We start from the raw sequence: 26,123 nt of genomic DNA, 5'->3' as shown, positions 1-26,123 counted from the left end.
GTTTAGTATTCAACTATTTTAAAATTCTCTGATCTTAATGCTGCGGAAGTGAACTTCATTTCCATGATCCTGCAGCAGAATATGTCCCTGCGGCCATTGGCCGAATCCTTCCCATTTTTGGTATTTACTATATGCGACCAATGCCTCAAATATTTGTGAGAAACGATCATACTCAACTACCTTCTGATTATTGAGCCAATGCTCGACATGTCCATCTTTAGATACAATCCGGGCTTTATTCCAATTTCCAACGCCGTTAAAAGGCTTCCCTCGTCCTGGAACCGACAAGTTCTCTGCAGGAATAAGATCATAGAGCGAACCGACCGTACGATTCCCTTCTACTCCCCGGTCTGCATCGGGATGACGCTGGTCATCCAGAATTTGAAATTCAGTTCCAATTGCCGAACCTTCTCCTTTATTCAGATCCGGATCTACAAAATACTTTATACCACTATTGGCCCCTTCGGTAATTTTAAACTCCAGCTCCAGTTCAAAATCGCTATACTGTGCGGTGGTTACGATATCACCGGGTCCGGTGGCTTCGCCTCCATCCGTGGCTTCAATTGTAAGCACTCCTTCATTAATAGTCCAACCACTTTCGGGAAAATGATCAAGGTTTGCACCCCGCCAGCCCTCAGAAGTTTGTCCATCCCAAAGAAGTCGCCAGCCCTTACTTTTTTCCCATTGGGTCAACTCATTCTTTAAATAACTTACTTCTTCCACCTGTGGATCCGGTGTCTTCCGATGTGCTTCGACGTTTTCTGTGAGGATACGAATATCGCGCCATTTTACCTGGGCTCCTTCCATCATCCAGTCATTAATAGAATGTACCTGCAAGCCAATAAATCCTTCAGCTGTCATATCGTCTACCAACCGGGCCGTTTGTATTCCATTAATCCATGTGTTGATGCTGGATCCAACCGCCTCTACCCGAACGGTATTCCATTGTCCAAGCTGCAGGGCTTTTTGTCCCTTTTTATTCCTGGATAGAGGATAGAGCCATCCCCGCCGGGCTTCATCATAAATACCTCCACTCCAGGCCCGATCAGAAGGGTCTAACTCTACTTGGTAGCCGTGAACACGACCATCCTGATAATCTGGCCTGCTCTTACTGCGAATTTGGACACCACTATTAAGCTGGGTATCCATATACACTTCAAATTCCAGTATAAAATCACCATATTCTTCCTCGGTAACCAAGAAAGAGTTGGGAGTACTGGGAATGGCTTCACCAACAATGGCTCCTTCTTCCACAAAATATTCCGCGACTCCACCCTTTTGGGTCCACCCATCAAGATTCTCACCGTTGAAGAGTTCCTGCCAGTCTTGTGCCTGTAATGGAACAGTTAATAACAAAAGTAATCCCAAGATTTGCAAAACCCTTACTTTTAAAAATCGAATCATTTTATTCCCTTTATTTTTATGCTATTAATTAATCATAACTATGATACAAATAATGAAAGGTTTTGTCGATTTCAATTTTATTTTCCATTTATTTTCTCAGATTAGGCTCCCAATCGCCAAAAATATTGTTTAGGATATATTTTTGGGCCTGATCTTCTGATAAGATCTCAGACCAGTCCACCCGCTCATCTAAGAATGCTCCTGCTCCCTGGCTGTTATATTCTGCATAAAAGACAGTTTCCTCGTTAGACTCATCTCCCCAATTATCCCATCCTTCCGGTACAATATGATCTCCCATATACGTATTTATAAAAACCGTCTGCGCATATTTTCGCCAGGGGCGTCCCAAGTATACACTGTCAACATTCGCTTCAGCCGTTAGTTTGCTGTCAAGAAATACAAATCCAAAGGACTCACTTTGGGGAGTGGAAGCCGCCGTTATAAACGAATTTTTCTTACTGTGCAGGGTACAATCTTCAAATACGGCCGTTGAAGATCCAAAAATAAAATCGGTCGTACCATCAATATAACAATTGTTAAAATAGTGTCGGGCTCCTTCTCCAGCCAGGTAAATCGTATCTTGATTACCTAAAAACCTGCAATTTTCAAATGAAACCCGATCGGCCTCCACATGCAGGGCTACAGCCTGACCTACCGGACCGGCACTATTCTTGATCGTGAGATTTTCCGCGTGGAAATCATTGCCATCTACCAGCAAGGTGTATGTATGGAACGTACTATTTCGTCCCCGATCCACTTTATCAAAATAATCGTCATAGGTAATAATGGTTTTTTCTTTACTCTCACCTATCAACGAAATGTTGGGGTTCCATGAATGAACCTTCACTTTTTCTTTGTACACGCCGTTCTTTATAAAAATAGTGATACGTTCGTAGGGGTACGATTTGCTGTCGTCAATAGCGGCCTGAATATTGGTAAAGTCACCACTACCGTCTTTGGCTACCAAATATTCAGTTTCTTGTTGAGCGAAACCATTATTGGACAATCCAGTTAAGAGTGCCAGAACTAATGGTAGAATAAAACAGGCTTGTTTATTATCCCTAATCATCAATTTTCCCTTATTATATTTTCAGATACTTCTTCCCCAAATTCCACCTGGTTAAGAGTCATATTACCGATAGAAATGGCGCCCGTATACTCTCCTTCAAGAAGAAGTTCTGCTCCCTCTGTATTATCTGTAAGTGTCACGTTATCAAGCGTAAGCTCATAGGTATCATCAACGATCATTGCCCGGGTATTGGAGCTAATCTCGACATTTTTCATCGTGAGATTCTTTACGCGGGTAATTCGCGCGCCTTCTTCGGCATTAATGACGCGAATATCCTGTAGATTGATATTTTCCAGCCACTTCTCCGGCAAACCCATTAACACTATGGGTTCCGGTACACCGTCAATCTGGATATTACGGATATCAATATTTCGGATCAGCGGTGATGGTCCCGTTAATCCCGGACCGGAGTAATAGGTATTAAAGTTTATCGCCTGGCTGTCGATATCCTTCATTTCAATATCACGGATATAAATATTCTCAATCACATTGCCGCGTCCCCGTTCAGTCTTAAAACGGATGCCCCGGTCAGAACCTTCAAAATAGGCGTCATGTACATACACATTTCTGATACCACCGGAGGTTTCGCTTCCGAAAACAATTCCTCCACTGCCGGTACGTACATTACGAGCTTCGAAGTTCCGTACCACGATATTCTGAGTTGGGATATCGAGCTTTAGGGCCTCTTCATTAACCCCGGATTTCAGTACAACAGCGTCATCTCCGGTTTGGAAATGATTATACTCTACCAACACATCACTGGCAGAGTCCAGTACCACACCATCCCCATTGGGAGCGCGCAAGCTGTTTACGGTGACATCCCGGACAATGGCCCTGTTGCTATACACTAAATGAACATTCCACATCGGAGAATCCTTCAGGGTGATTCCTTCCACCAGGATATCCTCAGACTTCCAGAAAATCAGGAAATTAGGACGCATGCCTTCCAGTCCCGCCCCCTTTCCGTAGGCGCGCCGTGACAGGGGAACTTTGGTAACTTCCGTGCGCTCACCAAAGTCTTTACCTTCCGCCCATTCCCACCAATGGTCGCCCTGGGCATCCAGTGCTCCCTTACCTGTTACTGCAACATTATTAAGCTTATATGCATAAATCATGGGAGAATAATTATAAGCTTCCACCCCTTCATGGCGCTGCCTTACTACCGGCAAATAATCCTCTTTGTCAGTACTAAAATAGACCGTAGCCCCCTCCGCTACATGCAGGTTTATATTACTTTTAAGATGAATGGGAGCGCTCAACCATTCTCCTTTGGGGATCAATACTTTTCCCCCGCCCGCTTGGTGAGCGGCTTCGATAGCTTTGTGGATGGCATCCGTATTTTCAAACGGATTCTCTCCCTGCATTTGCTGCGCTCCATAATCCCGGATATCAAAAGTTCTGTCCGGAAAGGAAGGGCGTTCAACTTCCGCCATATCAAATGGAGTATTAATGGGGGCGATATCTTCAGGCACCTGATTTTCTTGCGCCATCGCCTCGCATGTTACCGTTATTAATACTGCCAAAAATAAAATTACCGTGTATAATTGCTTTGAGTAAATCCCGTTACTTCTTATTGTTGGATTAGACATAATCTCAGATATATTAAAATTAAAACTCAAATAAAATTGAAAGTTATAGCTATTACTTTGGAATATGTGAAGCCAGCTCCAAATTCAGATCTCTAATACCTTTAAGAGCTAGCTCTGCCATCATACGGGCTCCCAATTCGCTGAAATGTGTATTATCCTTCACACCATCAGGATAATTAGGGTTTTGTCCCACATCCAAATGCAGATACAGAAAAACTGATTTTTCTGGCCCCAAAGCCTTTAATAGTTTCTGGCTTCTTTGATCCATATCGATCAGCGATACTTCAAATTTGCGAGCTACTTCTCTTACCAGTTCCGAATACTGGTGGTGGGTATCGATAAGCTGTCCATCCTCATCAAAATGGCGACGGGCGATGGGAGTCAACAAAACCGGCTTGCCTCCGCGAGATCTGGTTTCCGTTACATATTTTGCCAGGTTGGCCTGGAACTCCTCCGGCGTAGTGGATTGTTCCTTGCTCTGTACCTCATCATTGTGGCCAAACTGGATAAAGACATAATCGCCCTTTTTTAAATTAGAAAGGATAGGCTCCCAACGACCCTCATCCAAAAAGGTACGAGTACTCCGTCCATTCCGGGCATGGTTTTCCACCACTACTCCTTTATCAAAATAATATTTAAACGGCATCCCCCACCCAGTTTCAGGATAGGCTTGCACTTCTTTCTCGGACATGGTGGAATCGCCTATTAAATACAGGGTAACCGGCTTGGGCTGATATACCATTCCTGGCACAAACAAGCTGAGTATCAGGCAGCCCGCAAAAACTTTAACACCAGACCTCACTTTTAATGAAATACTTCTAATTCGGTTCCATTTCCTTTCGAGCATAACTTACATTTTATTATATATTAAGTTGTTGCATATATCTGCTTCCAAAAATTACTACCATTCACACTGTGGTTTTTATAGCAATGATTCTCTTTTTCACCTGATTCAAATAAATAGCTAGCTAATCTCCCTTCCTTAACATATGAGTAGAACGCTTACATAGCTGTATTGAAAATCCCCAGGGATCCCTTAGCATTACTAAATGCGATCCATCCTCCAGTATCTCGTCGCTTACCTCTTTCGCCCCCGCCTCAATTAATCGCTTCTTATCTTCTGCCGGATCTTTAGAAACCATTGCCAGGTGCAGAATCAACGGATCCATGTTTGAATAATCCGGGACCTTATCGGAAGGATTATTATAGACCTCAATCATTACGCGTCCCTCATCGTCAGCAAGAAAAGTTGTATACGGTGGTTCTGAATCTTGCTTCACAATCTCAAATCCCAGATGCCTGACATACCAGTCAGCCACTTCCAGGGGTTGTTCAACATTTATCGCAAAATGCTCTATTTTCATCTTACCTAAGTATTCTTAATTAATTTTAAATCCCTTCTACTTGCTATAAACAATGAAATATGAAGCCTAATTTTAACTTCTTAGTAGCCATATTTAACCGGTTAAGTATTATCTGAAAAAATTATGCTGCCTTTAGCTAAAGCAGCATATCAAAAATTGAATTATTTTAGCTTAAACAGATTATCCCTAATGATTGGTTGGTTATTTAAAAAAAATACCCCAGAAACACAAACCCCTATCGAGGTAACCGGATTTCATTTCCTTCATTATCATGCTGCCAAGAAGCATTTTTCTGAAAGAAAATACTATACACAACTAACATTGACCAATCTTATTAAATCAAATTCATCTTGTCTTCCTGCCCATCCGATTATCTTAAATATTGGCAACCAAGTTCTAATTGGCAGTTTATTTCTCTACCTGGTATAGGTTCAGTACTTTTCAAAGCTTTATTGGTGTCACATAGAGATTTGGAACCAATAAATAATATAACCCCATATCCTTACACAAAGGACATGGGGTTAAAGAGGATGTTTAGTACAGCATATTCGTACTAATAATAAATCATTGCTCAACCCGGAGTATAGTTTCCACAGGTTCTGGAGCTCCTAATTCCATGCTGCGTTCAGTGGGAACGGAACCACCTATTGTGATCTGGAATTCTCCCGGTTCTAGTTGTCTTTCTCCCTCTTCATTAACCAATTCCAGCAACTCTGAGTTAATCTCAAATTCAACTTCGGTTGATTCACCCGGATTCAGGCTGATGCGTTCTGCCCCTTTTAAGGAGTGTATAGGTACCCTCACTGAGGCTTCCAGATCGGATATATAAAGCTGAACAACCTCATCGGATTCAACATCTCCGACATTCGTTACCGTTGCTTTGGCTGTTACGGAATCCCCTTCCGTTAAGCTTGCTGAAGATAATTCGATATCAGAATATTCAAATTCTGTATAGCTGAGTCCAAATCCAAACGGATATAACGGTTCTTCTTCCATATACCGGTAGGTTCGGCCTTCCATAGAATAGTCTTCATAGGGAGGAAGTTGATCCAATGATTTTGGAAATGTAAGCGGAAGCCGGCCCGATGGCGACTCTTTTCCGAATACCACATCCGCAACGGCATTTCCCCCCTCCTGTCCGGGATACCAGACTAGCAATACTGCATCAGCCAGCTCATGAACTTTAGCTAGATTCATGGGACTTCCTCCCGTTATAATTGCTACAACCGGATTGTCATTCCCTTCGGTCAATTTTTCAAGGTAATCGATCTGGTTTTGGGGTAAGTTGTAATCCAGACGATCACCATAATGAGGCGAGGCAATAGATGCTCCCTCTTCTCCTTCAAGTAAGCTGTTAATGCCCATAACCATAAACGTAACATCAGAAATACTCGCATTCGGGCTGGCCCAGTCAATGGGATTCACATTTTCGCGGTCCAATAAGACCCCTTGTTCATAAGGCATTTGGCTGCCAGGCTCTATGGCTCCGGCTAATCCTTCCAATATGGTTACCATCTGATCATTAATGCCGTAGTAGTTTGCAATAAGAGCCTCAATACTCGTAGCATTGGGACCCGTTACAAAATACCGGGATAAATCATTTTCAAGGGGCAGCACACCGTCATTTTTGAGCATCACGATAGATTTAACTGCTGTTTCCCTGGACAGTCTGCGATGTTCAGGGCTATTAATTACATCCTCAGATAATTCGTTATAAGGGTTCATTTCGGATGGATCGAACATGCCCAGTTTAAACCGGGTAGTCAGTAATGGTTTAAGTACTTCATCAATTTTATCTTCACTAATCAAGCCCGCTTCCACTGCCTGGGGCAGCGTTGAATAGGTACTTCCACAATTGAGATTAACGCCGGTTTCCAAAGCCAGGGCTGCTGCTTCTTTTTCTCCCTCAACAACATTATGAGCTCCTTCTGTATATAAGTCCTCAAGTGCGTAACAATCTGAGACAATATGACCGTCAAATCCCCATTCTTGTCGAAGTATCTCATTTAATAGCTCATCGCTGGCGCAAGCCGGGGCGCCATTGGTTGCATTATAGGCACACATGACGGTTTCCACCCCAGCATTAACTGCAGCTTCAAAGGCTGGCAGGTAGGTTTCATACATATCTTTCTTAGATGCCTCTGCATTAAATTCATGGCGTAGTCGTTCCGGACCACTATGCACAGCAAAATGTTTGGCTCCGGCTGCAGCTTTCATATATTCGGGATGATCGCCCTGCAATCCTTCTACAAATGCTACTCCCATTTCAGACATCAGGAAGGGATCCTCACCATACGTTTCTTGCCCTCTTCCCCAACGGGGATCTCTGAAAATATTTACATTAGGAGTCCAAAAGGTTAATCCTGCGTATTGTTGACGGTATCCCTTTTCGACGGAAATATTATACATGGCTCGTGCCTCGTCAGAAATAGCGGTAGCTACCTCATGGATCAAATCTTTATCAAAGGTAGCTCCCATTGCAATGGCTTGCGGAAAAACTGTTGCCACACCGGATCGGCCGACTCCATGGAGTGCTTCATTCCACCAATTATATTTTGGAACCTCTAATCGTGGAATCGCAGGAGAGTCGTGTTGCATTTGCGATGCTTTTTCTTCAAGCGTCATCCTTTGAATCAGGTCATCAACCCTTTCCTCCGTAGGTTGATCCGGATCCAGGTATAGCGGTTTATCTTGAGCAACCACTCCCTGCCCGAATCCTAGAATTAATATAGTTATAAGTAATAAGGTAACTTTACTTTTCATAGTTTTTACCTCACTCGATTTTATTAAGGTTTTATTTTTTAAATGCCTGTTATCCTAATAATATATAGTTTATATACTACATCTCTTCATTCACTACCTCAATTACAGAATAGAAAGCTGATTTAGGTTCATTTTCACGATCAAACAGTAAGGGATAGTTTCTTCTATTGCTATCGTCGCGGTAGTTGAGCCACGACTGGCCGTCATTAACGCCCCAAAATGTTACTCGTGATATTTTATCTTTGTGTTTATCGAAGAGATTAAATAGATCGGCATAACGGGACGCCAATTGCTGTTGGAGTGAATCAGGAAGCGCTCCTTCAAATTCTATATCTTTATCGATCAGGGTTCTGGTAACATTTATATCCAGTTCGGTGATCATAACATCTATACCAAGTGTTGAAAACGCCTCAATACTGGCTTCAACTTGTTCAACAGACGGGTCTTCAAGTCCCAGGTGAGACTGCATGCCTACCCCATCTATCTTAATCCCTTTTGACTGAAGATCTTTAACAAGGGCTATAACAGCATCTCTCTTTTCCGGTTTCCACAGGTTATAATCATTGTAATACAGCTGAGCGTTTGAATCTGCTTTGTGAGCAAACTGGAAAGCCTGTTCGATATAGTCCTCACCGATTATCTTATACCACTCGGTTTCCCTAAAGGTGCCGTCATCTTCGAAAGCCTCGTTAACTACGTCCCAGCCATCAATCTTTCCGCTGTATTTTCCTGCCACAGCAGAAATATGGTTCTCCATTCGCTTGAGAAGATCACTGCGATTTAATTCCTCTCCTTCCTGATCCGTAAAGACCCAATCCGGGGTCTGGTTATGCCAAACCAGGGTATGCCCCACTGTAAACATCCCTTGGTTTTCACCAAACTGTGTATACTGATCAGCAGGCTGAAAGTTAAAACTGTCTGGCTCAGGGTGGACAGATTCCCACTTTAAAAGATTTTCAGGGGTTATGGAATTGAATTGCTGCTTTACTAATTCCATGGCCTTGGAGTTGGGATTATCAACCTGATTTTGATTTAAGGCCGCACCTATAACAAAATGATCTTTGTAAACCTCTTTCAGGGCGGGAAGTTTTTCGGAGTTCTCAGTCACCGACTTCTGACAGGATAATACTACAAATAAAAGTATGGGTAACAGCAAGTGTCCCCACGTAAAAGAATATTCCCTATTCATAATCCCGTTTACTTTATTTCTGATTTCAATTATTTATTTAATGCTTAAACTGCGCCCTCTCAAATAATCTTGCAGTCAGCAGTCATCCGCTATTATTTCAGTTCCTAGTGTTCATTATTATGTACAATCGTTTACACAATCAGTGTCTATATTAAATAAAAACATAGTTTTATAGTAAACCCAAATTAAATCTGGTGGATCACCTATGAAACCACTTCTAGACCGATAATTTTTTTAATCAGATCCTCCCGGCTTTTTACTCACTGTCCATTTTTGCTTCGGGAGCTGTCAGAACCGGGCAATATGGTGCGTTTCCTCCAGCTCTTTATAATACTCAAGTGAGTGTTCAGGCTTTTCATATCCTTCGGGAATGGGCTTACCCGAATGCGTCTGGAAATAAAGCACACAGGCATTCCTCCACCATATGGCATCTTCTTCCTGTATTTCAAGCAAAGATTCCACATGATCGTACCGCTCCTGATCAATTAGTCCTTCAACGGAGGCCCATTTTCGCTGCATTTCCCGAACGTCCTCCACCCCTTGGTAATAGCGATGGACAAGCTCTTCCCAAAGTGTCCGGCCGGTAGACATTTCATGATCCCAACTTACGTGATGAAACCAAAGAAGGTATTCTTCAGGCGTATCTTCCAATTCGTCAAACTTTTCCTTCACTGGTGGATGATATTGTTCTATCGCATTCGATCCTGTTTCTGTGCGATCAAAACCGATGCCCTCTTCGTCAGCTTTGTGATAATAGACGGCGGTCCAGTCAGGACGGGATAATTCTGAAGTCCAGGGGGCCGGACCATAGTGATGTCCCTGAGCATACAGATGGGTAAGTCCGAGCGGATTTCTATAACGCACTCCTGCCTCACGCGACATCATCATGATCTCTTTGACCGGCTCCATAAGATCCTGTTCATGCGAGAATGTCATTCGAATCCAATTGTCAGCGATTTCTTCTGCCGTTAAGGTATGATCCCATGCCAGCCGTCCAAAAGCATACCAATTCGATTGTCCAAAGGGATGTCCGGTCCAGTTACGGTTAGTGCCGGTATTAGCAACCCCTGCAATCCCTGTATGCTCATAATTAAATACTTCTCCATCGATAACCTTGGCAACCGTTGATCCTTCCCCCTTGGCATAGGTATCGGCGTTTATGGCTTCGGTATACAGCGGACCCAGATATGCCAGATGGTTGCTGAATCCAAAATATTCCTGTGTAATCTGTAGCTCCATCATCGTATTTGTTTCAGGAAGGGCTCCAAAAAGCGGATGAAATGGCTCGCGCGGCTGAAAATCGATGGGACCATTTTTGACCTGCAATATTACATTATCAGCGAATTCTCCGTCCAGCGGCACAAACTCATCATAGCCTTCTCTAAAGCGATCTTCTTGCTCGGGACTATACACAAAGGCCCGCCACATCACTATGCCATCGTGGGGAGCCAGTGCTTCGGCCAATACGTTTGCCCCTTCCGCATGAGAACGGCCATAGTCCTGGGGACCGGGCTGCCCTTCAGAGTTGGCTTTAACAAGAAATCCCCCAAAATCCGGAATATGTTTATAAATTTGATCAACCTTATCTTTCCACCACTGCTGTACTTTGGGATTCAGCGGATCCGAGTTCTCAAGTCCTCCAATACGGCTTGGAGCAAAAAAATTAGCCGAAAAATATACGGTAATTCCGTATGGACGAAATATATCAGCAAGCTTAGCCGCTTTTTTGATATACTGTTCGGTTAGCATATTTGGATTGGCATTCACATTATTGAGCACCGTTCCGTTAATACCAATAGATGCATTGGCCCGGGCATAGTCTTTATATCGTGGATCCTCATAATTTGGCAATGTCTTCCATTCCCACAATGAGAGACCGGCATATCCGCGTTCAACAGTACGATCCAGGTTATCCCAGTGGTTTAAAACGCGGTGTTGGATTTTGGGTGCACTTTCAATGGCGATATCCTGCAAATCCTTATGCGTCTGAAGCAATCGCAAAAAATGGAAGGTACCGTAAAGAGCTCCTATATCCGTACTTGAGGCAATTATGAAATGATTTTCTCCATCTATCTCGTGTTGTTCAATTAAAAAGCCCTCATTTCCAACAGACTTTAGTTTTTCAGTTAGATCAAGAGATGAAATCACATTTGAGTTGGAGGGGGTCCCAATGATCAGGGATGGATTATCAGTTACCTGACTGTTAACCGGAATATCCTTCCCCAGCAGACCGCTTAGTCCCTTGGTAATTTCTTCTTTGATCAGTGCAAAGGTATCTGAATTATCATTTAAAACAACTTCTCCAATAGACGATCGATATTGCTCACGTACCTCTTCATTTGAAATCTGATCATATCGCAACCAGAGTCGATAACCATCATCGGCCTCTAGATGCTGCACACCAAGTCCCGCTACTAAAAGCAATAACACCAATAGGTATCTGTATATTTTGAGTATCATAATAGGCCTAACCTTGTGATTATTTGTATAAATATTCCCTTCAAATTCAGTTATATCTATTCATTATAGTTAATTTTATATTCTTTCTTCCCATTTTTTACAGCGACGATTTCCCGGGAGCCATCCTACCACTTGACTTCCATGTTACAAACTTCTTTTACAGGTTCACTTCAAATGTTACTTCAACTGATCAAAAAGCATACCATCAGAAATATAGACAAGCTATACTGTATCAACAATTTCATCAGGAGTCTTTTTTAAAAAGTTTCAGATCGATGGCCTTTGCCATCATCTGGTAGCCCTGGGGGCTTGGGTGAAGATGGTCGCCAGAGTCAGCTTTAGGCAATAATCGCGTGGGTTGCTCCGGATCACGGAGGGCTGCAGCGAAATCGATAACAGCATCGAAGTGTCCACTAGTTCGTATCCATTCATTGACTTTTTTCCACACTTCCCGTTTTGGTGGTGAATCGTAAAATGATCCTCCAAATGGCGTAATCGTTGCACCGTATATTTTCATATCGTGATCATGGGCCTTGTCGATCATCGTTTTATAGGCATCGATCAGATTCTCGGCAACTTGGGCTGCTCCTTCCGCCCCCTGAGAACCGCCGATATCATTGACGCCCTCCATGATGATCAGCCATTTAGCTTTCGGCTGATTCAGTACATCCTCCTGGAAACGACTCAGTGCGGAAGGACCAAGACAGTCTTTGAGCACACAGTTACCTCCTATCCCTTGGTTCAGCACTGATATATGGCTGGTTTCAGGATTGGCCTGCAACCTGCGGGCCAAGTAGTCGGTCCACCGGGCCTGTTTGTTGATTCCGGATGAACGCCCGTCGGTAATAGAATTACCCAGAGCGATAACACTGGCAGCCGAATCGGGTGCCAGCACCTCAATGCTGCGAATGGTATACCAGCGGTTTTTCTGACCGGAACTATCAAAAGCAGTGGCTGAAAGCTGGTTACCTTCTACTACATATGATGTGGTCCGCGATCCCGGATGCCCGGTCAGGTCGGAAGGCACCTGTCCGTAATGAATAGTAATAGTCACATTACTCTGCGGTTGCAGGTCGAAAGCAAAAGGATCGGTAGTAGCGGTCGTATCCGGGTTAATTGTCACCTGTTTCTTTCCATCGAAGTATAGTGTCTGGTCGGTTTCGGGCCTAATAGCACTGCTGTCATCCGAAACGGCGAGGTGCACTTCATTCAGGGTTAGAGGCGCATTGCCATATGTATTGGAGAAAGTAACACGCAGAGAGTCTCCGCCAAGCGAAACGTGTACCACCTGCCGTAGCGTATTATTTTCAAGTCCCGGCTCCGGTGGCATATTACGCGGTTCCACCAACTGTTGAGAACTCGACCACGTACCGATCCACGATCTGTTCTGACCAGCAGAATTATTCGCACTGTTGGTGCAGGATGAAATAACAAACAGAAGTGCAAGCAGTACCATCATGCCCCCTCTGCTGTCAGAAAAAAGATGGTCTACTTTTGTTCTGTCATTTTTTTTGTTGCGCATATTTCCTCATACGATTTCAATTAAGGTTCTCATGATTTTTATAATGATTAGTACTTATTGTCTTCATACGCGTACATAGCGATTACCGTACCCGCAAAGTAGATAAAGGATGAATACACCATGTAGTAGTCATCCTCTACGCGTACAATACTCGGATCGGGGTAAAAACCGGCGTTAATCGGATTGATAAACTCATTCTCGCCAACCGACAGGTGCTGATAGACAGGGTCATTACCTTCATATTTAAACCAGTCGAATTTGGGATCAGACGCAGCTGATGCTGTGGTTTGCTCAACTGCAGGCGGGGCAGAATCCCGGCCGCAGCCCTGATTCAGGGCTAAATTTCTGGGAACGTTTAAGTACATAATCTTGAAATTGATGTTGGTAGTAACAGGAGCAGACTAAATCAATCCTCCTGTCCTCCTTTTCTAAGGAGGTACTCTTAGTTATTACTCTTTTACATAGGAGCTTTCCGACATCTTGAGGAATGTTTCAACGTAGCCGCCTTCGTCAATAATCATCTTATGGAACACCACCCCCGGGTCTAATGGACGAATCGTCAGCCTATGGGTATCGTCACTGCTTTCCGGCAGCGCCATAGTCTGTTCGGTTTCGATGATCCGCGCAGCTGCCGTAGGATACATTAGTGAATAGTTATTCTCCCATGTCAGATTTTCGTTGATATTCCAGACTACCTCTTCTCCTCCGTTCAGCGAAGCGGCAACATGGTGCCCTTCCCCGTTAAATGGAAGCGTAGTGCCGAATATTGTACGCAACTTAACGCTGTCAGCCTCGGTATCGAGATTGAATCTATACGTAAGCGAAGCACCATCGGTCTGTTCGGTATACGGCATCAGAGCGATACCGGAGAGCGTACGCCCGAGATCAGGTATTACGGTCCATTTGGCATTGTCAGCAGCTTCATTTTCATAGTAGTGTTCCGCTTCCATCACCACTACATCATTATTTGCTTCGTTAAAGATATAACCGCCTTGAGTGGCTTCGCTTGAATCCACGCGGTTCACTTCAGGCATCTGGTCACCCCCCTTCGGCTGTGTCCATGACTCATATCCAATATGGGTCTGATCCATCATATGGTTCCACTTACCATCGGCTATCTGATGGAATTCTTCAGTGAGTGCGGAATCCCGCTTGAACGCCTCGACTACATGGTCGGCCCAGTAGTTGGCTCGCAAGTCATTTTCAGCCGCCAGTTTCTTATTCATGGCAAGGGCATAGTACATATCATACAGGTTGGCCATCGCCTGTACAGGAAAGAGTATGAGCTGGTAATAGACATCCTCATAGCGCTTGGGCAGGTCTTTATACTGACGCAGTGCCCGGGCTTCCAGTGCCAGATACGAATCGCGTACCTGCTGAAACTCCCCACTCTGCAGGTTAAAGGTATTCTCATCCAGCAGTTCCGCAGTTATACGGCTGTTAAACTTGGAAGCGGTGGTTAAGATATCAGCCGCTTCTTCTGCTCTGTCGGCTCCTATCTTATCCTCAAGAAATTTCTCTGCATAATCCTTAAGATTATGGGCATTAAACGACTCAGGATTCCAGGCCATATCCAGGAAAAAGGTAGTGGGATATTCCATCGGTTTAATGTCACCCACATTCAGAATCCATACCTTATCCACCCCATAATCATAGGTAAGCTGCAACTGCTCCCACATGTGCGGAAGCTGATTCATGTTGAGCCAGCGGTATGAACGCGGAGCGCCGTGGTAATCAACGTGATAGTACATGCCGTACCCTCCAGGATGCTTCTCCTCATTCAGTTCTGGCAGCTTACGAACATCGCCCCAGTTGTCGTCGGCCAGAAGTATAATCACATCGTCAGGCACTTCCATCCCCTGCTCGTAATATTGCAGCACCTCTTTGTAGAGCGCCCACACCTGCGGGGTTTCGGAGGCCGATTTACCAGTGACATTTTCAATGATATCGCGCTGGTCGGCGATAATTTTTTCCATGAGATCGATATTTTTCTGCAGGCTTCCGGTGCCCTCCATTTCCATATCGCCGTCCCCCCGCATGCCCAGCGTGACGAGGTTCTCATATTCATGATTTCGCTCAAAGCCATTTATCCAGAACTGTTTTAGCCCTTCTTCATTTGTGAGGTAGTTCCATTCCCCGTTATTGTATTCATCCCCATGGGCCGACCATTCCGCCTGAGCCCGCATCATCGGCTCGTGGTGAGACGTGCCCATTACAATGCCGTATTTATCCGCCAACTCCGGATTTTTGGGATCGTCTTCGTTAAACGCTTTACCCCACATGGCTGGCCACATATAGTTCCCGCGCAACCGCAGAATAAGTTCGAATACATGCTTATACATATCGCTGTTGATGCCGCCGAACTTCTCCCGTGCCCAGCCGCCGAACGCAGGTTCTTCATCATTAATAAAGATACCGCGATACTTTACGGCCGGCTCGCCAGATGTGTAGTACCCACTAGAAGCATATGCTGAAGCACGCTGATCGACTGGTACATCGGCCCACCAGTACCAGGGAGATACACCCAGCTGCTTTGATAATTCGTAAATTCCATAAATAGTCCCCCGCTCATTGCTGCCAGCAATAACCAGTGCCTGGTCTCCGCCGGTACTTGGATTTTCTACTGTTGTAATAACGAAACTCTCCCACTTATCTTTCAGATCTTTATCATCCAATTTACCTTCTGTGACAAGCTGATCGATCACCTCGCTTTTACCCAGCGTGCCGATGATAATTTGATGCCCGGCCGAACTTTCCGAGGTCACTAGTTCTGGTTGCATCCCAGTAACCGTATCAATATCCGATTGAAGGTCGCAAATGGCACGGACTACACCTTCATAATCGTTGGCATCATACCGCAGCGGCGATGCCTCGGCACCCTCACTGACAATAGGAAAATCAACATCAGACTGAGGCTGAGTTGTAATAATTTCGGATGCTAGTCCGCTCGTTTGCTGCGCTGCGACAGTTAGTGCAAGGCTAAAAACCAACAGACAGGTTAAACTGAGGTTTCTAAAGAGTGTGGTAGTAGCATTCATAATGCTGAATGATGGATTGGTTGTAAACATAACGGATAGATTATTTGATCAGCTATTCTTCAACAAAGGTTACAATACTGTTGGTTGGAATTTCATATGTGAACGTACCATACTCATCTGAAACAGTGAGTGGCTCGCCTTTTGCCATACTTTGTGTTTCTGAGGTCACGTAGGGCGTCATGGAAATGATGGTACGGTCACGGTTCTCCAAAACAAACTGCTGTTCACGGTCATACGAACCCATATTTACAGCTACCACAACGACCTTGTCGTCTCCCTGATATGCGGTGATGTAAATCTCTCCTTTGGGATTTTCATCAGCTGCTAACCGATGGTATCCGGGACGAACAAAACGGGAATAGTGCGACATCACATAGCCCCGCTTTGTGATTTCGCCTTTAGTTCTATTTTCCTCCCCATCGCCGATTGGGCCGTAATACCGGACGATATACCACCAGATATAGGCATTCATATTCGCACGCATTACCTGATGGATTTCATGGCCCACTTCAAGCGCATCGGGCCAAAGGTTCCCAGACCGGTCACTTGTGGTGTAGTGCTCGGTCATCCACACCTCCTTTCCTTTCTCTTCGGCCAGAGGATAAGGTTCAAGTCCTCCTCCATAAATGTGACCGCCGACGATATCGATATTCCCAACTGCCTGCGGATCGTTAAGTATAGGGTCCGACATATTTCTCCTGAACTGAAAGGACTCAGGAGCCATAATCCGGGTATCTATAACATCGGCATGATTCTTCATGAAGGTAAGCATACCCTCCGGGCTCCACCCTGTCCAAGTATTGGCATAGTCTGGTTCATTTTGAATTGAGATCGCATAGATCGGGACTCCATTATCTGACATATAATCTCTAAATGATTCCAGATGAGCGGCATATTCATCGTATTTGTCAGCAGCTACTGTATCTTTTTCTGTACCAAGAATAAGCATATCATCCGGGGCGTTCCAAGGGGCTGCAATGATTTTAACTCCCATGTTGTACGCTTTCCTTGCCGCAGATACACTCTGCTGCCACTGAGAGGGATCAGGATGTATCTTCAGGCGAAGGATAGTAAAACCCAGTTGCCCTTCACCAGCACCGAATGCTTTTTCAATTTCGGAGTTGGTCATATCCGGTCGCCATCCAACGATATTAGCAGCTCCGAAGCCTCGTATAATCTGCTCATCCACAGCTAAATTAATGGTTGAAGCATCTGCTTTTATTTCGTTCGATTTTTCCGGTTCAGCGGGGTTATTATTTTCACATCCCACAACCAATAATAAAAAAAGTATTACCTGGTAAGGCATCATTGTCATTTACCTGTATCAAAATTTAAAAGAAATCGGTCAGGCACTGCTCGAAAAAAAACCTGTCGACTTTAACCTTATTCTTATTGAGGATCTAAAGCATATTCCTGTATAAATTTAGTAACTTAATTATCATTTTGGTCAAAACTCTATAAATTTTATTGCAAGTTTTTATTTTTCGCTCTTAATAATTATCTGATCTGAGTTTAACCATTTGGTTTTGCTCTGATAATAATAGTTCCCGGTTCACTCTTTTCTGAGTGAGACCGTTTTTATAATACTTTGAATTATATGTTCATATATAATCTATTCCTTGTAGGAAACTTGATATTCTCTTTGTCCCTCTTTTACAGTGACTGTTTTCCGGGTACCATCCTGCCATTTAACTTCAATGCTATGAACTTCTTTACCAGATTGAATTCCCAAAACCTGGGTGAAGCTATTTTGTGACCAATAGCCAGAACCACTCTGTATTTCACGAACCGGCCCCTTTTCTCCATCACTATATACGAGTCGTATAGCAGAACCGATTCCATTTCTGTTTTGAGCAGGACCTTTGAGTTTAATACGATACCCGCTTTTATCTGTTTGATTCACGTATAACTTAGTTTCTGCATTATTCTGAGATGCAACAAAATCTACTTTCCCATCACTGTTGTAATCACTGAAAGCGGCACCCCGCTGCTCACCGTAAATTTTAATACCGGATCTGTTACTTGGCACCTTAGTGAAATTTCCCTGTCCGTCTCCCTGCAGCCATAATCCCCGCCCTCCATCTAGCCTAGGAACCTGACGCGGTACTCCAAAGAAGTTTTGGCTCATAAAGAGATCTTCGTTCCCGTCGTTATTAAAATCAGCCACTCCAACATGAAATCCGGCCGTAAATTGTGACTCTTTTGGCAATGGCTGAGCTTTAAATCCTTCATCCGTATTAATGAACAGCATATGTTGCAGTGTGTTTATCTCCTTATATGGAATTTGTGGCAATCGATCACCAAAAATATCCTGCAATGTAGAATTTGCAAATGCTTGATAACTATCTACCTGGTTTGTTATAACCGGAAGTGAATTATATTCATATAATCGCTTTGCAGGCACGTAGGAACCTTCACTATTTGTGTATGCTTCGATGATGTCTACGCGGCGATCACCGTTAAAATCATCATAATACATTCGCAGTGGATTATCGTTAGCCAACTGATAGGTGCTGTTCAATCCCCAATTGGCAGCGATGATATCGGGCCGACCATCATTGTTAAAGTCCCCGGTGGCTATACCACTCCACCATCCCTTATATTCTTCGAGCCCCTCACGTTTTGAAACATCATTAAAAACACCATCTTCATTTTCCATAAGCATAATAGAGTCCCATTCGCGGCTAAATAACAGGTCCTGATCTCCATCCCCATCATAATCGGTAAATACGGCACCAGTAATAAGACCGACTTCGGCTAATTTTTGCGAATTGACCCGATCAAGTACAAAGGACCCATTCTCATTGGTAAACAGCCGTGAAGTGGCGTTTCGGGGATAATGGGCCGGTACAAACCTTCCCCCGAGAAACAGGTCAATATCTCCGTCGTTATCGTAATCCGCAGCTGCCATCGCTCCTGTAGTAGAGTAATTTGATAGACTCTCAGTCTGCTCAATTCCAGAACCTGACATTCGATAATGGAAAGCTGCGGGCACTTGTGGATTTCCCTGTTCATAATTGGCACTCCCTACAAATAAATGGAAGCCTTCTTCTGTATCCCATCCGAGTATGGTAGTCTGATCACCCGGTGCGATATCATTAAAAGGAGGTTGGTCTAAAGGTTTAAATGAACCGTCTCCCTGGCTTGCAAATACGCCCGGTACCCCTCCCTTTCCCGAAGCGATAATCAGGTCGTCATTACCATCATTATTGATATCCATCCAGCTAACACCCGGACCCAGCTGACTAAGTTTTACCGGCAAAAGCGGCTGTAACTCCGAATCGTTAAACGGGTCTTCATGATGAGTATGGGCGATACGGTCTGAGACGTCTTGAAAGATTGGTTGCTGATCGGCTATAGAACTATCGGCTGTATTCTCTGCCGGTTGAGCCCACGACTTATTGATCTCATAAATTCTGTTGGATTTCACATTTTTGATCCGACTTTTCAATCCGTCTGGCCAAACTACCTCAATGATATAGTTAGTATCTTCAGTTGCCGCAAACATCGCAACCGGAGTAGATCCAGAAAGGTAGTCGCCCCCGGCAGATAGTTGTTTTTCCTGTGGCATTTCCCCGCCTTTCAACCTGACCTTAGCTCCGATGCCTCGGCTATTGGATTTTTTTCTCTTTAACCGTACTAAAATGCGGGGGGCATTGGTTTTATTTTCAAATACAGCGGCCGATTTATTAAGGCGATTACTGACAAAATCTAAATCTCCATCGTTATCTAAATCGGCTGTGGCTAGACCGTGTGAAACATCCGCTTCCCGGAATCCCCACTCGGTGCTCTGATCCTTAAAGCTAAGATCACCGTTATTCATGAGGAATTTATTCTCAAGTTCCAGTGATGGGGCCCGGTTCACCAACTCATCATAATCCTCATCCATATTGCGGCCGTCACGAATCATTCCTGTCTGCGTATCAATATCCAGTATATCGTAGGTAAAACCGGTATTTACAATCAGGTCCTCGTACCCATCGAGGTTGATATCCATAAAACGGGTAGCCCAAGACCATTCTGTGGCCTCAGTATTAGTGTAGTATGAGATTTCTGTGTAGGTCTCATCCTCTCTTTTCAGATACATGGAATTACGGTTGTACTGGGGAATGGCTTTTATCATATCAGTACGATCCGGTGTGGGATCGTCCGAACCTGCCTGACGAAGACGGCGCTCATGCTTTGGACTCAGCATCTCAGTAACAAAAATATCCAGGTGTCCGTCACGATTAATATCAGAAAAGTCCACACCCATAGCGGCAAAGCTCATGTTGCGTATAGCTGACCATTCAATCGCACGAAAGGTACCGTCACCTTGATTAATCCAGATTCGATCACGGGGATAAAAGTCATTGCATACATAAAGGTCGGGCAGGCCGTCATCATTTAAATCCTGGAACTTTGCTGTCAAACCCCAGTCCCGAGGTAATCCAAGCGGCTCTCCATCTGCATCCAGAAAAACATTTTCCGTATCCGAAACTTTGTGAAAAGTCCCCCCCTCATTAATATAAAGCTCATCCTCCTCTCCCGACTCCGCAGCCCCAGACAGCCTGTTATCTTCGGTCATAAATAGGCGGTAATGTTCATCAAATGGAGGAACCAGCGTAAAAGGTCCGGTTTGATTTTGTTCGTTATATGGCTCTTTTAAAATTTTATTCCACTCGAGCTCTTCGGTGGTATAAATATCTTTAACTGATTGCTCTTTGTAATTTGTCACATACAGATCGAGGTCCCCATCGGTATCTATATCGGCGAGATCCATTGTCATACTTCCTTTAGCTGAATCCAAACCGCTGTCTTCTTTGAGCGTAAAGTTGCCGGAGCCATCGTTGATATACAGTACATTTTCCTTATGCATGGCCGTAATTAACAGGTCGAGATCTCCATCACTGTCAACATCAGCAAAGACAACTCCCGTAGAATAGAATCCTTCATGAGCGATGCCTGCTTCATCGGTAATATCTTTGAACTGCATGTGGCCTAAATTCTTATACAGCTTGTTCGGGCCGCTCAAACCGGCAAAATAGAGATCAACCAGTCCATCACCGTCAATATCTCCCGCGGCCACTCCAGAGCCATTCAAATAGTGACGGTTTTCTGTAATTTCCTCCTTGGAAATTTGGTTCTCAAACTGAATATTGGTTTGGGAGGCCGAAAGTGATTGGAATCCTGCGTCTCCCCAAAAGCCCGGAGACACCTCCGCCCAGCGAAAATGTTCTTCTTCATTCCATTGCAATTCAGGGGATGAAGAACAGCCTGTAAGCAATATAAGGCACAGCATCATACAGAATCCAACCCCACGAGTGCAGGGAGCCAGAAAAGTGTATGGAACTCGCTGTTTCATATTTACAATGATTACCTCAGACGATTGATCGTATAATATACCCTATTATGTACAAGGGTATCTCCGCTCTCCGATTCTAAGTTCTCAATCCGCATATCATAAATAAAATCGGAATCCAGTTCTTCCAGTTGCAGGGTCACTTTTTTGCGATCATCAGATACCTCCGCTCCGGTTACCTTAATATCTTTAATACCGTAACGATCCGAACCATAGGCCTGATGGTACTTATAGTAATATCGTTCAAAATTATAGTTCTCTGGTTGGGAAGCGAGTTCCGGATTTACCGGCTTGGTGAATGTCAGTTCAAAACCCGTTTCAGTAAGACTCATATTGAGGACTTCCATGGGTACGCTACCATTCCAGGTAATCTTTTGGATTCCCTGATCCCCCGGCCATCCGTGATCGGTTTGACCTACCCACAGCTCACCTTCGGGAGAAAAGGACAACCGGTTATTACCGATATTTAATCCTGTAGAATCTATAAAGGAGGTAGTTGCTCCCTGGAATACTCCCTGCACTTTTTCAAGGATTACACGTACTATTCTTTTATGATTCATCTCTCCAACAAACATCTGTCCTGTAAAAGGCCCAAACTTCCCGCCGGTCCGATCGATCAGGGGCTGAGTGGGAGAGTTTACAAAAAATCCATGAGGAAACTGTACGGCCGCCTCCGTGCGCATTTTATCCAGTACCGGAACGGGCAATTCCAGCGGCTCAATATTTTCAAATCCTTCTTCCCAAACCAAGCTGGGAGCATGCCCGTAAAAATGATTTTTTCTGATATGATACAATTTACTGGTTCCGAGCCAGTCGCCCTGGTTATCAGTAATGAATAAATTACCCTCATCATCTAATTCAAGACCGTTTGGGGATCGTAGTCCACTCGCCCAGGGAATGGTTGTTCCATCCGGTTTTACTTTCAGCACCCAACCCCTGTAGGGAACGGCTGAATACATACGACCTTTTCGTCCAATAGGAGAAAACTCGCCCCGCATGATATTGTATACGTCTGCCATGGCCGAAGCAGTGTTCAGTGAGATAAAGAAATCTCCTTCCTCATCAATTTCCGGTCCATAAGCAAATTCAGCATAATTCCCCGACATGCCAAAATCATCGGTAACTGTTTCATACAGGTCCCCTTTTCCATCCTTATCGGTGTCGGTAACTCTGGTTAACTCTGCACGCTGCATTACATAAACCTCATGATCGGAAACCGCCTTAATCCATAAGGGATCCTGCAGTCCATAGGCAAACAGATCCCATTCTTCGGTCTCAGGATTATAAGTCATCACCTCACCGCGCCGAAAACATGCAATCATTCGTCCATTAGGCAGAAAATCAAGTCCTCCGGATTCCACACTCAATCCTTCGGGCGTTTTAATAGTTTCTACGCTGTACGCCGGTCCTTCGGGCTCCATATCCTCCTGCTGACAGGCCGAACTTAGAAGAACTCCTAAAAGAACGACAGCAATTGGGATCGCTTTGGATGAAATTCTTGATACTAGTGACAATATATATTTCCTAAGTCCCTGATAAATCGACCGATGAAACTGGGTTAGACCGGTTTTACAAAAATCTCTATAAGTTTGTTGTATTCTATACTTCATCCTACTCTTCTGAAACAATTGATATTGTAAACTCTTTGGCTTCTTCGGGAGTCAGTTTTATTCGATTTCCTTCTCTTTCACCTTCAGAAAAATCGATACTGACATTATCATTGTCACTTAGCATATACCAGATCGGCTCCTGTACATTTTCCAGCATATAATTTATCTGAAAGCCGGGAGTGACTTCTGCCGGTAAGATCAGTTCATGTACCGTAATATCTCCCATCTTATATTTAAATTGTGGATACCCATCCACCATGCGGTATCCCTGGAAATCCGGCTCCGGAATAGAGTCCGGATTAGAAATCCTAAACGGGAAACCAGTGGTATTTCGATAGTAGATATCTCCCACTACTTTTGCGACTTCCTGGGCTTTATCATTCCATTGATCACTAGCGTCAATATATCCACCATCCCACGCGTAGCGAAGGAAACTGTAGCCCGCATCCCAATTATATGACTGGTCTTTTTCCATACCCACGGCAATAGCAGCGGGACTTGATTCCGGCATAAAGAGCCGGGTAAGTGTAGGCATTTCCAAAGGATAAGGATGCATGGAATCGGAAGCTGCCATTTCATCCCGCACCTGTTCCGGTATGTTGGGATCTTCTTCAATTGGTGGCAATTCATCCGGGCTGTTGGTTACATAAATAGCCCCGTACATGACTATTCCATGGGCTGGGTAGGTACAGACATAGGGATAGATTCCCTCTTCTTGGGGTACTTCAAATATTATTGACGCTTCCTCGCCGGGATTGAGGAGCGGCGTGCTCACCAAAACATCTGATGAATTGGGTACATAATTATTTTCTGCTCCCTCTTCTCCCATAGACTCGGCCTGTTTAACTACATCCATTCGGGTACTGGGCTTGACAATCAGCAGATTATGTATCATCTCATCGTCATTCTCCAGATTAATCCGAATAGTAGAGCCGGGCTCAGCCGCCAAACGGACCTTATCATATTTTAATCCCGAAATAGCCTTGATCTCAATGGTTCTATCCATGGCTGTATTACTTTGAGCCAGCGAATCTGTAGACCAAAACACAGAAAAAGAAATAAGAAAACAAACCAAGAACGGGAAATACCGATATCGGTAAAGATTATTACTACACTGTTGCTTCTGCATTAATTTCTAATTCGATTGAAGATGATTTTTGAATTAATATAATCCCTACTCAGCAACCACTCGTCATCCTTTCCCTCAAAATCAATTAAAGGAATATATTTTCATCAAGATCGGTAACGGGACGATGAGTGGATTGGAATTACAGCTTTATCAGCTTTCTTAAATCAGGATTACTTATTTTAATCTTATCGACTCTTTTTATATGCCTGAGTAGTCAAATAGTATTTTGTTAGCATATTTTTTCTTTCCCATTCGGGAATTTCCCCGTCGACAAGATATTGCAGGTACTGCTCGGTAACCTGAGCAAAATGAGCTTCATGACCAACCCGGTGTTCATCGGGTATAGCCACCTGCCATCCATTGGATGTTTCATTTAACGAGAGGCCGGGATATTCTTCTGCAATTTCATCAATAGCATCCTGCAATGCAGCCTCGTATTGATCACCACTATTATCATTTACCGGTTCGACATACAGGGTGGGGACATAGTCCTCTTCTTCGCCTTGTCTGATCACTAAATTAGCCTTACTGCCCCGCATGATTGAATAGTGAGTATCTCCGCCTTCAGAAGACTCATATCCCCATTCAACTGAGACCTTCCCGTGAACTCCATTCACCTTAAATACAAAGGAGCCGTTGGAATAGACCTCCAGGTTATTTTCATCATTCAAATCTTCTTCAAGGTAGTCAGGATAAGGCTCCATTTCAGTGACTTTTTCAAATTCACCAGGTGTCATTTCGGTAGCCCAGCGTTCGGCTTCCACCACTTCTACCTGTGTGGTATCTATCCCCTCGCCTGGAAACGTTTCCCATAGAATCATATCGACAAGATGAGTGGAAACATCAACAATTGCCTCTCCCTGTTGGTCAACATCAAAAAACCAGCCGGGTCGAATTAGCGGATTACCAGAGACATACTTGAAGAAATAGTGGACGCTCTCTTTAGTAATAGCCGGATTTTCAGGAGTACCTTTCTCCAATGTCCCGAAAACATCGGAATATTGTGAAAGTTTTCGTTGTAAAAGGGTGGTAATCTCAAAACGCTCGGTCATAATATCATACAGCAGGACATCATTTTCCTGTGCTTGGGCCAGCGCCTCCTTAAGCATTGGGAACTTCTCAGGTTTAATAACCATCGGCTTGTCAGCCAACACATTTAGTCCTGCATCTACCGATTGTTTAATATACTGTGTTTTCTTAGCATTATTACCGGAAAGCACGACTACGTTCCCTGGCCGTTCTTCCAACATTTTCTCAAAAAAATCGGGCCCTGTATAGACTTCTTCTACCCAGTTTGTTGGATTTTCTTCGCGGTTGTTATACTGTTCAATCCGATCTAAATGCAATTCGAGATCTTTTCCTTCAGGTGCATATACATGCACCACGGAATCAACCTGCTCATACCCATATTTTTGAACAAGGGCGGCATGGAAATGTCCAGGATCCACAGTCATTAATTTCACCTCGTCATCGGCACCTGTAAACTCATTTTCCGGACTTGCATTATTATCGGAATCAGAGTTTGAACAGGAATAAAATGCTAAAGACAGCATAAATACAAATACGTACGATTTTAAAGATAAGTTCTTCACTTCTTTCCTCTTTTTAAATTCAGATGCCTGCTTACCTTCATTATAAGATTATC

General features: G+C 44.0%; 16 protein-coding genes. All 16 read right to left on the bottom strand.

The genetic code is table 11. The annotated features are described in order from the left end of the window. Positions 1-18: 18 nt before the first annotated feature. Positions 19-1,404, bottom strand: coding sequence for a 3-keto-disaccharide hydrolase (locus tag ABEB05_RS01210; protein WP_265786776.1), 1,386 nt, complete (start codon positions 1,402-1,404; stop codon positions 19-21). Positions 1,405-1,492: 88 nt separating this feature from the next. After that, on the bottom strand, positions 1,493-2,473 hold the full coding sequence (locus ABEB05_RS01205) for a pectinesterase family protein (protein ID WP_265786774.1): 981 nt from the start codon (positions 2,471-2,473) through the stop codon (positions 1,493-1,495). Then, positions 2,473-3,963 carry a glycoside hydrolase family 28 protein gene (locus tag ABEB05_RS01200; RefSeq protein WP_265786772.1) on the bottom strand — a complete coding sequence of 497 codons (1,491 nt, stop codon included), beginning with the start codon at positions 3,961-3,963 and terminating at the stop codon, positions 2,473-2,475. Before ABEB05_RS01200 ends, ABEB05_RS01205 begins: the two co-directional genes overlap by 1 nt. Before the next feature lie 151 nt (positions 3,964-4,114). Next, positions 4,115-4,804 carry a rhamnogalacturonan acetylesterase gene (locus ABEB05_RS01195; protein WP_345694246.1) on the bottom strand — a complete coding sequence of 230 codons (690 nt, stop codon included), beginning with the start codon at positions 4,802-4,804 and terminating at the stop codon, positions 4,115-4,117. 226 nt (positions 4,805-5,030) lie between these two features. Continuing rightward, complete coding sequence (locus tag ABEB05_RS01190; RefSeq protein WP_265786770.1) at positions 5,031-5,426, bottom strand: VOC family protein; 396 nt, start codon at positions 5,424-5,426, stop codon at positions 5,031-5,033. Positions 5,427-5,990: 564 nt separating this feature from the next. After that, on the bottom strand, positions 5,991-8,189 hold the full coding sequence (locus ABEB05_RS01185; RefSeq protein WP_265786769.1) for a glycoside hydrolase family 3 N-terminal domain-containing protein: 2,199 nt from the start codon (positions 8,187-8,189) through the stop codon (positions 5,991-5,993). 76 nt (positions 8,190-8,265) lie between these two features. Next, the gene (locus ABEB05_RS01180) at positions 8,266-9,378 is read right to left on the bottom strand and encodes an endo-1,4-beta-xylanase (protein ID WP_265786767.1); all 1,113 of its coding nucleotides are present in this window, start codon (positions 9,376-9,378) and stop codon (positions 8,266-8,268) included. A 288-nt stretch (positions 9,379-9,666) separates the two neighbouring features. Then, the gene (locus ABEB05_RS01175; RefSeq protein WP_265786765.1) at positions 9,667-11,838 is read right to left on the bottom strand and encodes an alpha-glucuronidase family glycosyl hydrolase; all 2,172 of its coding nucleotides are present in this window, start codon (positions 11,836-11,838) and stop codon (positions 9,667-9,669) included. Between the two features lie 244 nt (positions 11,839-12,082). After that, entirely contained in the window at positions 12,083-13,360 is a 1,278-nt protein-coding gene (locus tag ABEB05_RS01170) for an SGNH/GDSL hydrolase family protein (protein ID WP_265786763.1), read from the bottom strand. A 47-nt stretch (positions 13,361-13,407) separates the two neighbouring features. Continuing rightward, the gene (locus tag ABEB05_RS01165; RefSeq protein ID WP_265786761.1) at positions 13,408-13,725 is read right to left on the bottom strand and encodes a family 43 glycosylhydrolase; all 318 of its coding nucleotides are present in this window, start codon (positions 13,723-13,725) and stop codon (positions 13,408-13,410) included. Positions 13,726-13,809: 84 nt separating this feature from the next. After that, complete coding sequence (locus ABEB05_RS01160; RefSeq protein ID WP_265786760.1) at positions 13,810-16,428, bottom strand: glycosyl hydrolase 115 family protein; 2,619 nt, start codon at positions 16,426-16,428, stop codon at positions 13,810-13,812. 22 nt (positions 16,429-16,450) lie between these two features. Next, positions 16,451-17,707: a glycoside hydrolase gene (locus ABEB05_RS01155; RefSeq protein WP_265786758.1), complete on the bottom strand. Its 1,257-nt coding sequence runs from the start codon at positions 17,705-17,707 to the stop codon at positions 16,451-16,453. Positions 17,708-18,010: 303 nt separating this feature from the next. Then, positions 18,011-21,742, bottom strand: a complete 3,732-nt coding sequence (locus tag ABEB05_RS01150; RefSeq protein ID WP_265786755.1) for a CRTAC1 family protein — start codon at positions 21,740-21,742, stop codon at positions 18,011-18,013. 11 nt (positions 21,743-21,753) lie between these two features. Then, entirely contained in the window at positions 21,754-23,253 is a 1,500-nt protein-coding gene (locus ABEB05_RS01145) for a DUF7133 domain-containing protein (RefSeq protein ID WP_265786753.1), read from the bottom strand. A 97-nt stretch (positions 23,254-23,350) separates the two neighbouring features. Next, positions 23,351-24,478 carry a plastocyanin/azurin family copper-binding protein gene (locus ABEB05_RS01140; protein WP_345694224.1) on the bottom strand — a complete coding sequence of 376 codons (1,128 nt, stop codon included), beginning with the start codon at positions 24,476-24,478 and terminating at the stop codon, positions 23,351-23,353. 185 nt (positions 24,479-24,663) lie between these two features. Continuing rightward, on the bottom strand, positions 24,664-26,031 hold the full coding sequence (locus tag ABEB05_RS01135; protein WP_265786749.1) for a putative oxidoreductase C-terminal domain-containing protein: 1,368 nt from the start codon (positions 26,029-26,031) through the stop codon (positions 24,664-24,666). Positions 26,032-26,123: the final 92 nt, after the last annotated feature.

The sequence above is a fragment of the Fodinibius salicampi genome (assembly GCF_039545095.1).
GTDB lineage: Bacteria > Bacteroidota > Rhodothermia > Balneolales > Balneolaceae > Fodinibius > Fodinibius salicampi.
This window is presented reverse-complemented; position numbering and strand designations above follow the sequence as displayed.

Bases quoted from the DNA above. Each gene is read 5' to 3' on its own strand.
- ABEB05_RS01210 (WP_265786776.1), bottom strand. From the start codon at position 1,404: ATGATTCGATTTTTAAAAGTAAGGGTTTTGCAAATCTTGGGATTACTT.
- ABEB05_RS01205 (WP_265786774.1), bottom strand. From the start codon at position 2,473: ATGATTAGGGATAATAAACAAGCCTGTTTTATTCTACCATTAGTTCTG.
- ABEB05_RS01200 (WP_265786772.1), bottom strand. From the start codon at position 3,963: ATGGCGCAAGAAAATCAGGTGCCTGAAGATATCGCCCCCATTAATACT.
- ABEB05_RS01195 (WP_345694246.1), bottom strand. From the start codon at position 4,804: ATGGTATATCAGCCCAAGCCGGTTACCCTGTATTTAATAGGCGATTCC.
- ABEB05_RS01190 (WP_265786770.1), bottom strand. From the start codon at position 5,426: ATGAAAATAGAGCATTTTGCGATAAATGTTGAACAACCCCTGGAAGTG.
- ABEB05_RS01185 (WP_265786769.1), bottom strand. From the start codon at position 8,189: ATGAAAAGTAAAGTTACCTTATTACTTATAACTATATTAATTCTAGGA.
- ABEB05_RS01180 (WP_265786767.1), bottom strand. From the start codon at position 9,378: ATGAATAGGGAATATTCTTTTACGTGGGGACACTTGCTGTTACCCATA.
- ABEB05_RS01175 (WP_265786765.1), bottom strand. From the start codon at position 11,838: ATGATACTCAAAATATACAGATACCTATTGGTGTTATTGCTTTTAGTA.
- ABEB05_RS01170 (WP_265786763.1), bottom strand. From the start codon at position 13,360: ATGCGCAACAAAAAAAATGACAGAACAAAAGTAGACCATCTTTTTTCT.
- ABEB05_RS01165 (WP_265786761.1), bottom strand. From the start codon at position 13,725: ATGTACTTAAACGTTCCCAGAAATTTAGCCCTGAATCAGGGCTGCGGC.
- ABEB05_RS01160 (WP_265786760.1), bottom strand. From the start codon at position 16,428: ATGTTTACAACCAATCCATCATTCAGCATTATGAATGCTACTACCACA.
- ABEB05_RS01155 (WP_265786758.1), bottom strand. From the start codon at position 17,707: ATGATGCCTTACCAGGTAATACTTTTTTTATTATTGGTTGTGGGATGT.
- ABEB05_RS01150 (WP_265786755.1), bottom strand. From the start codon at position 21,742: ATGAAACAGCGAGTTCCATACACTTTTCTGGCTCCCTGCACTCGTGGG.
- ABEB05_RS01140 (WP_345694224.1), bottom strand. From the start codon at position 24,478: ATGCAGAAGCAACAGTGTAGTAATAATCTTTACCGATATCGGTATTTC.
- ABEB05_RS01135 (WP_265786749.1), bottom strand. From the start codon at position 26,031: ATGCTGTCTTTAGCATTTTATTCCTGTTCAAACTCTGATTCCGATAAT.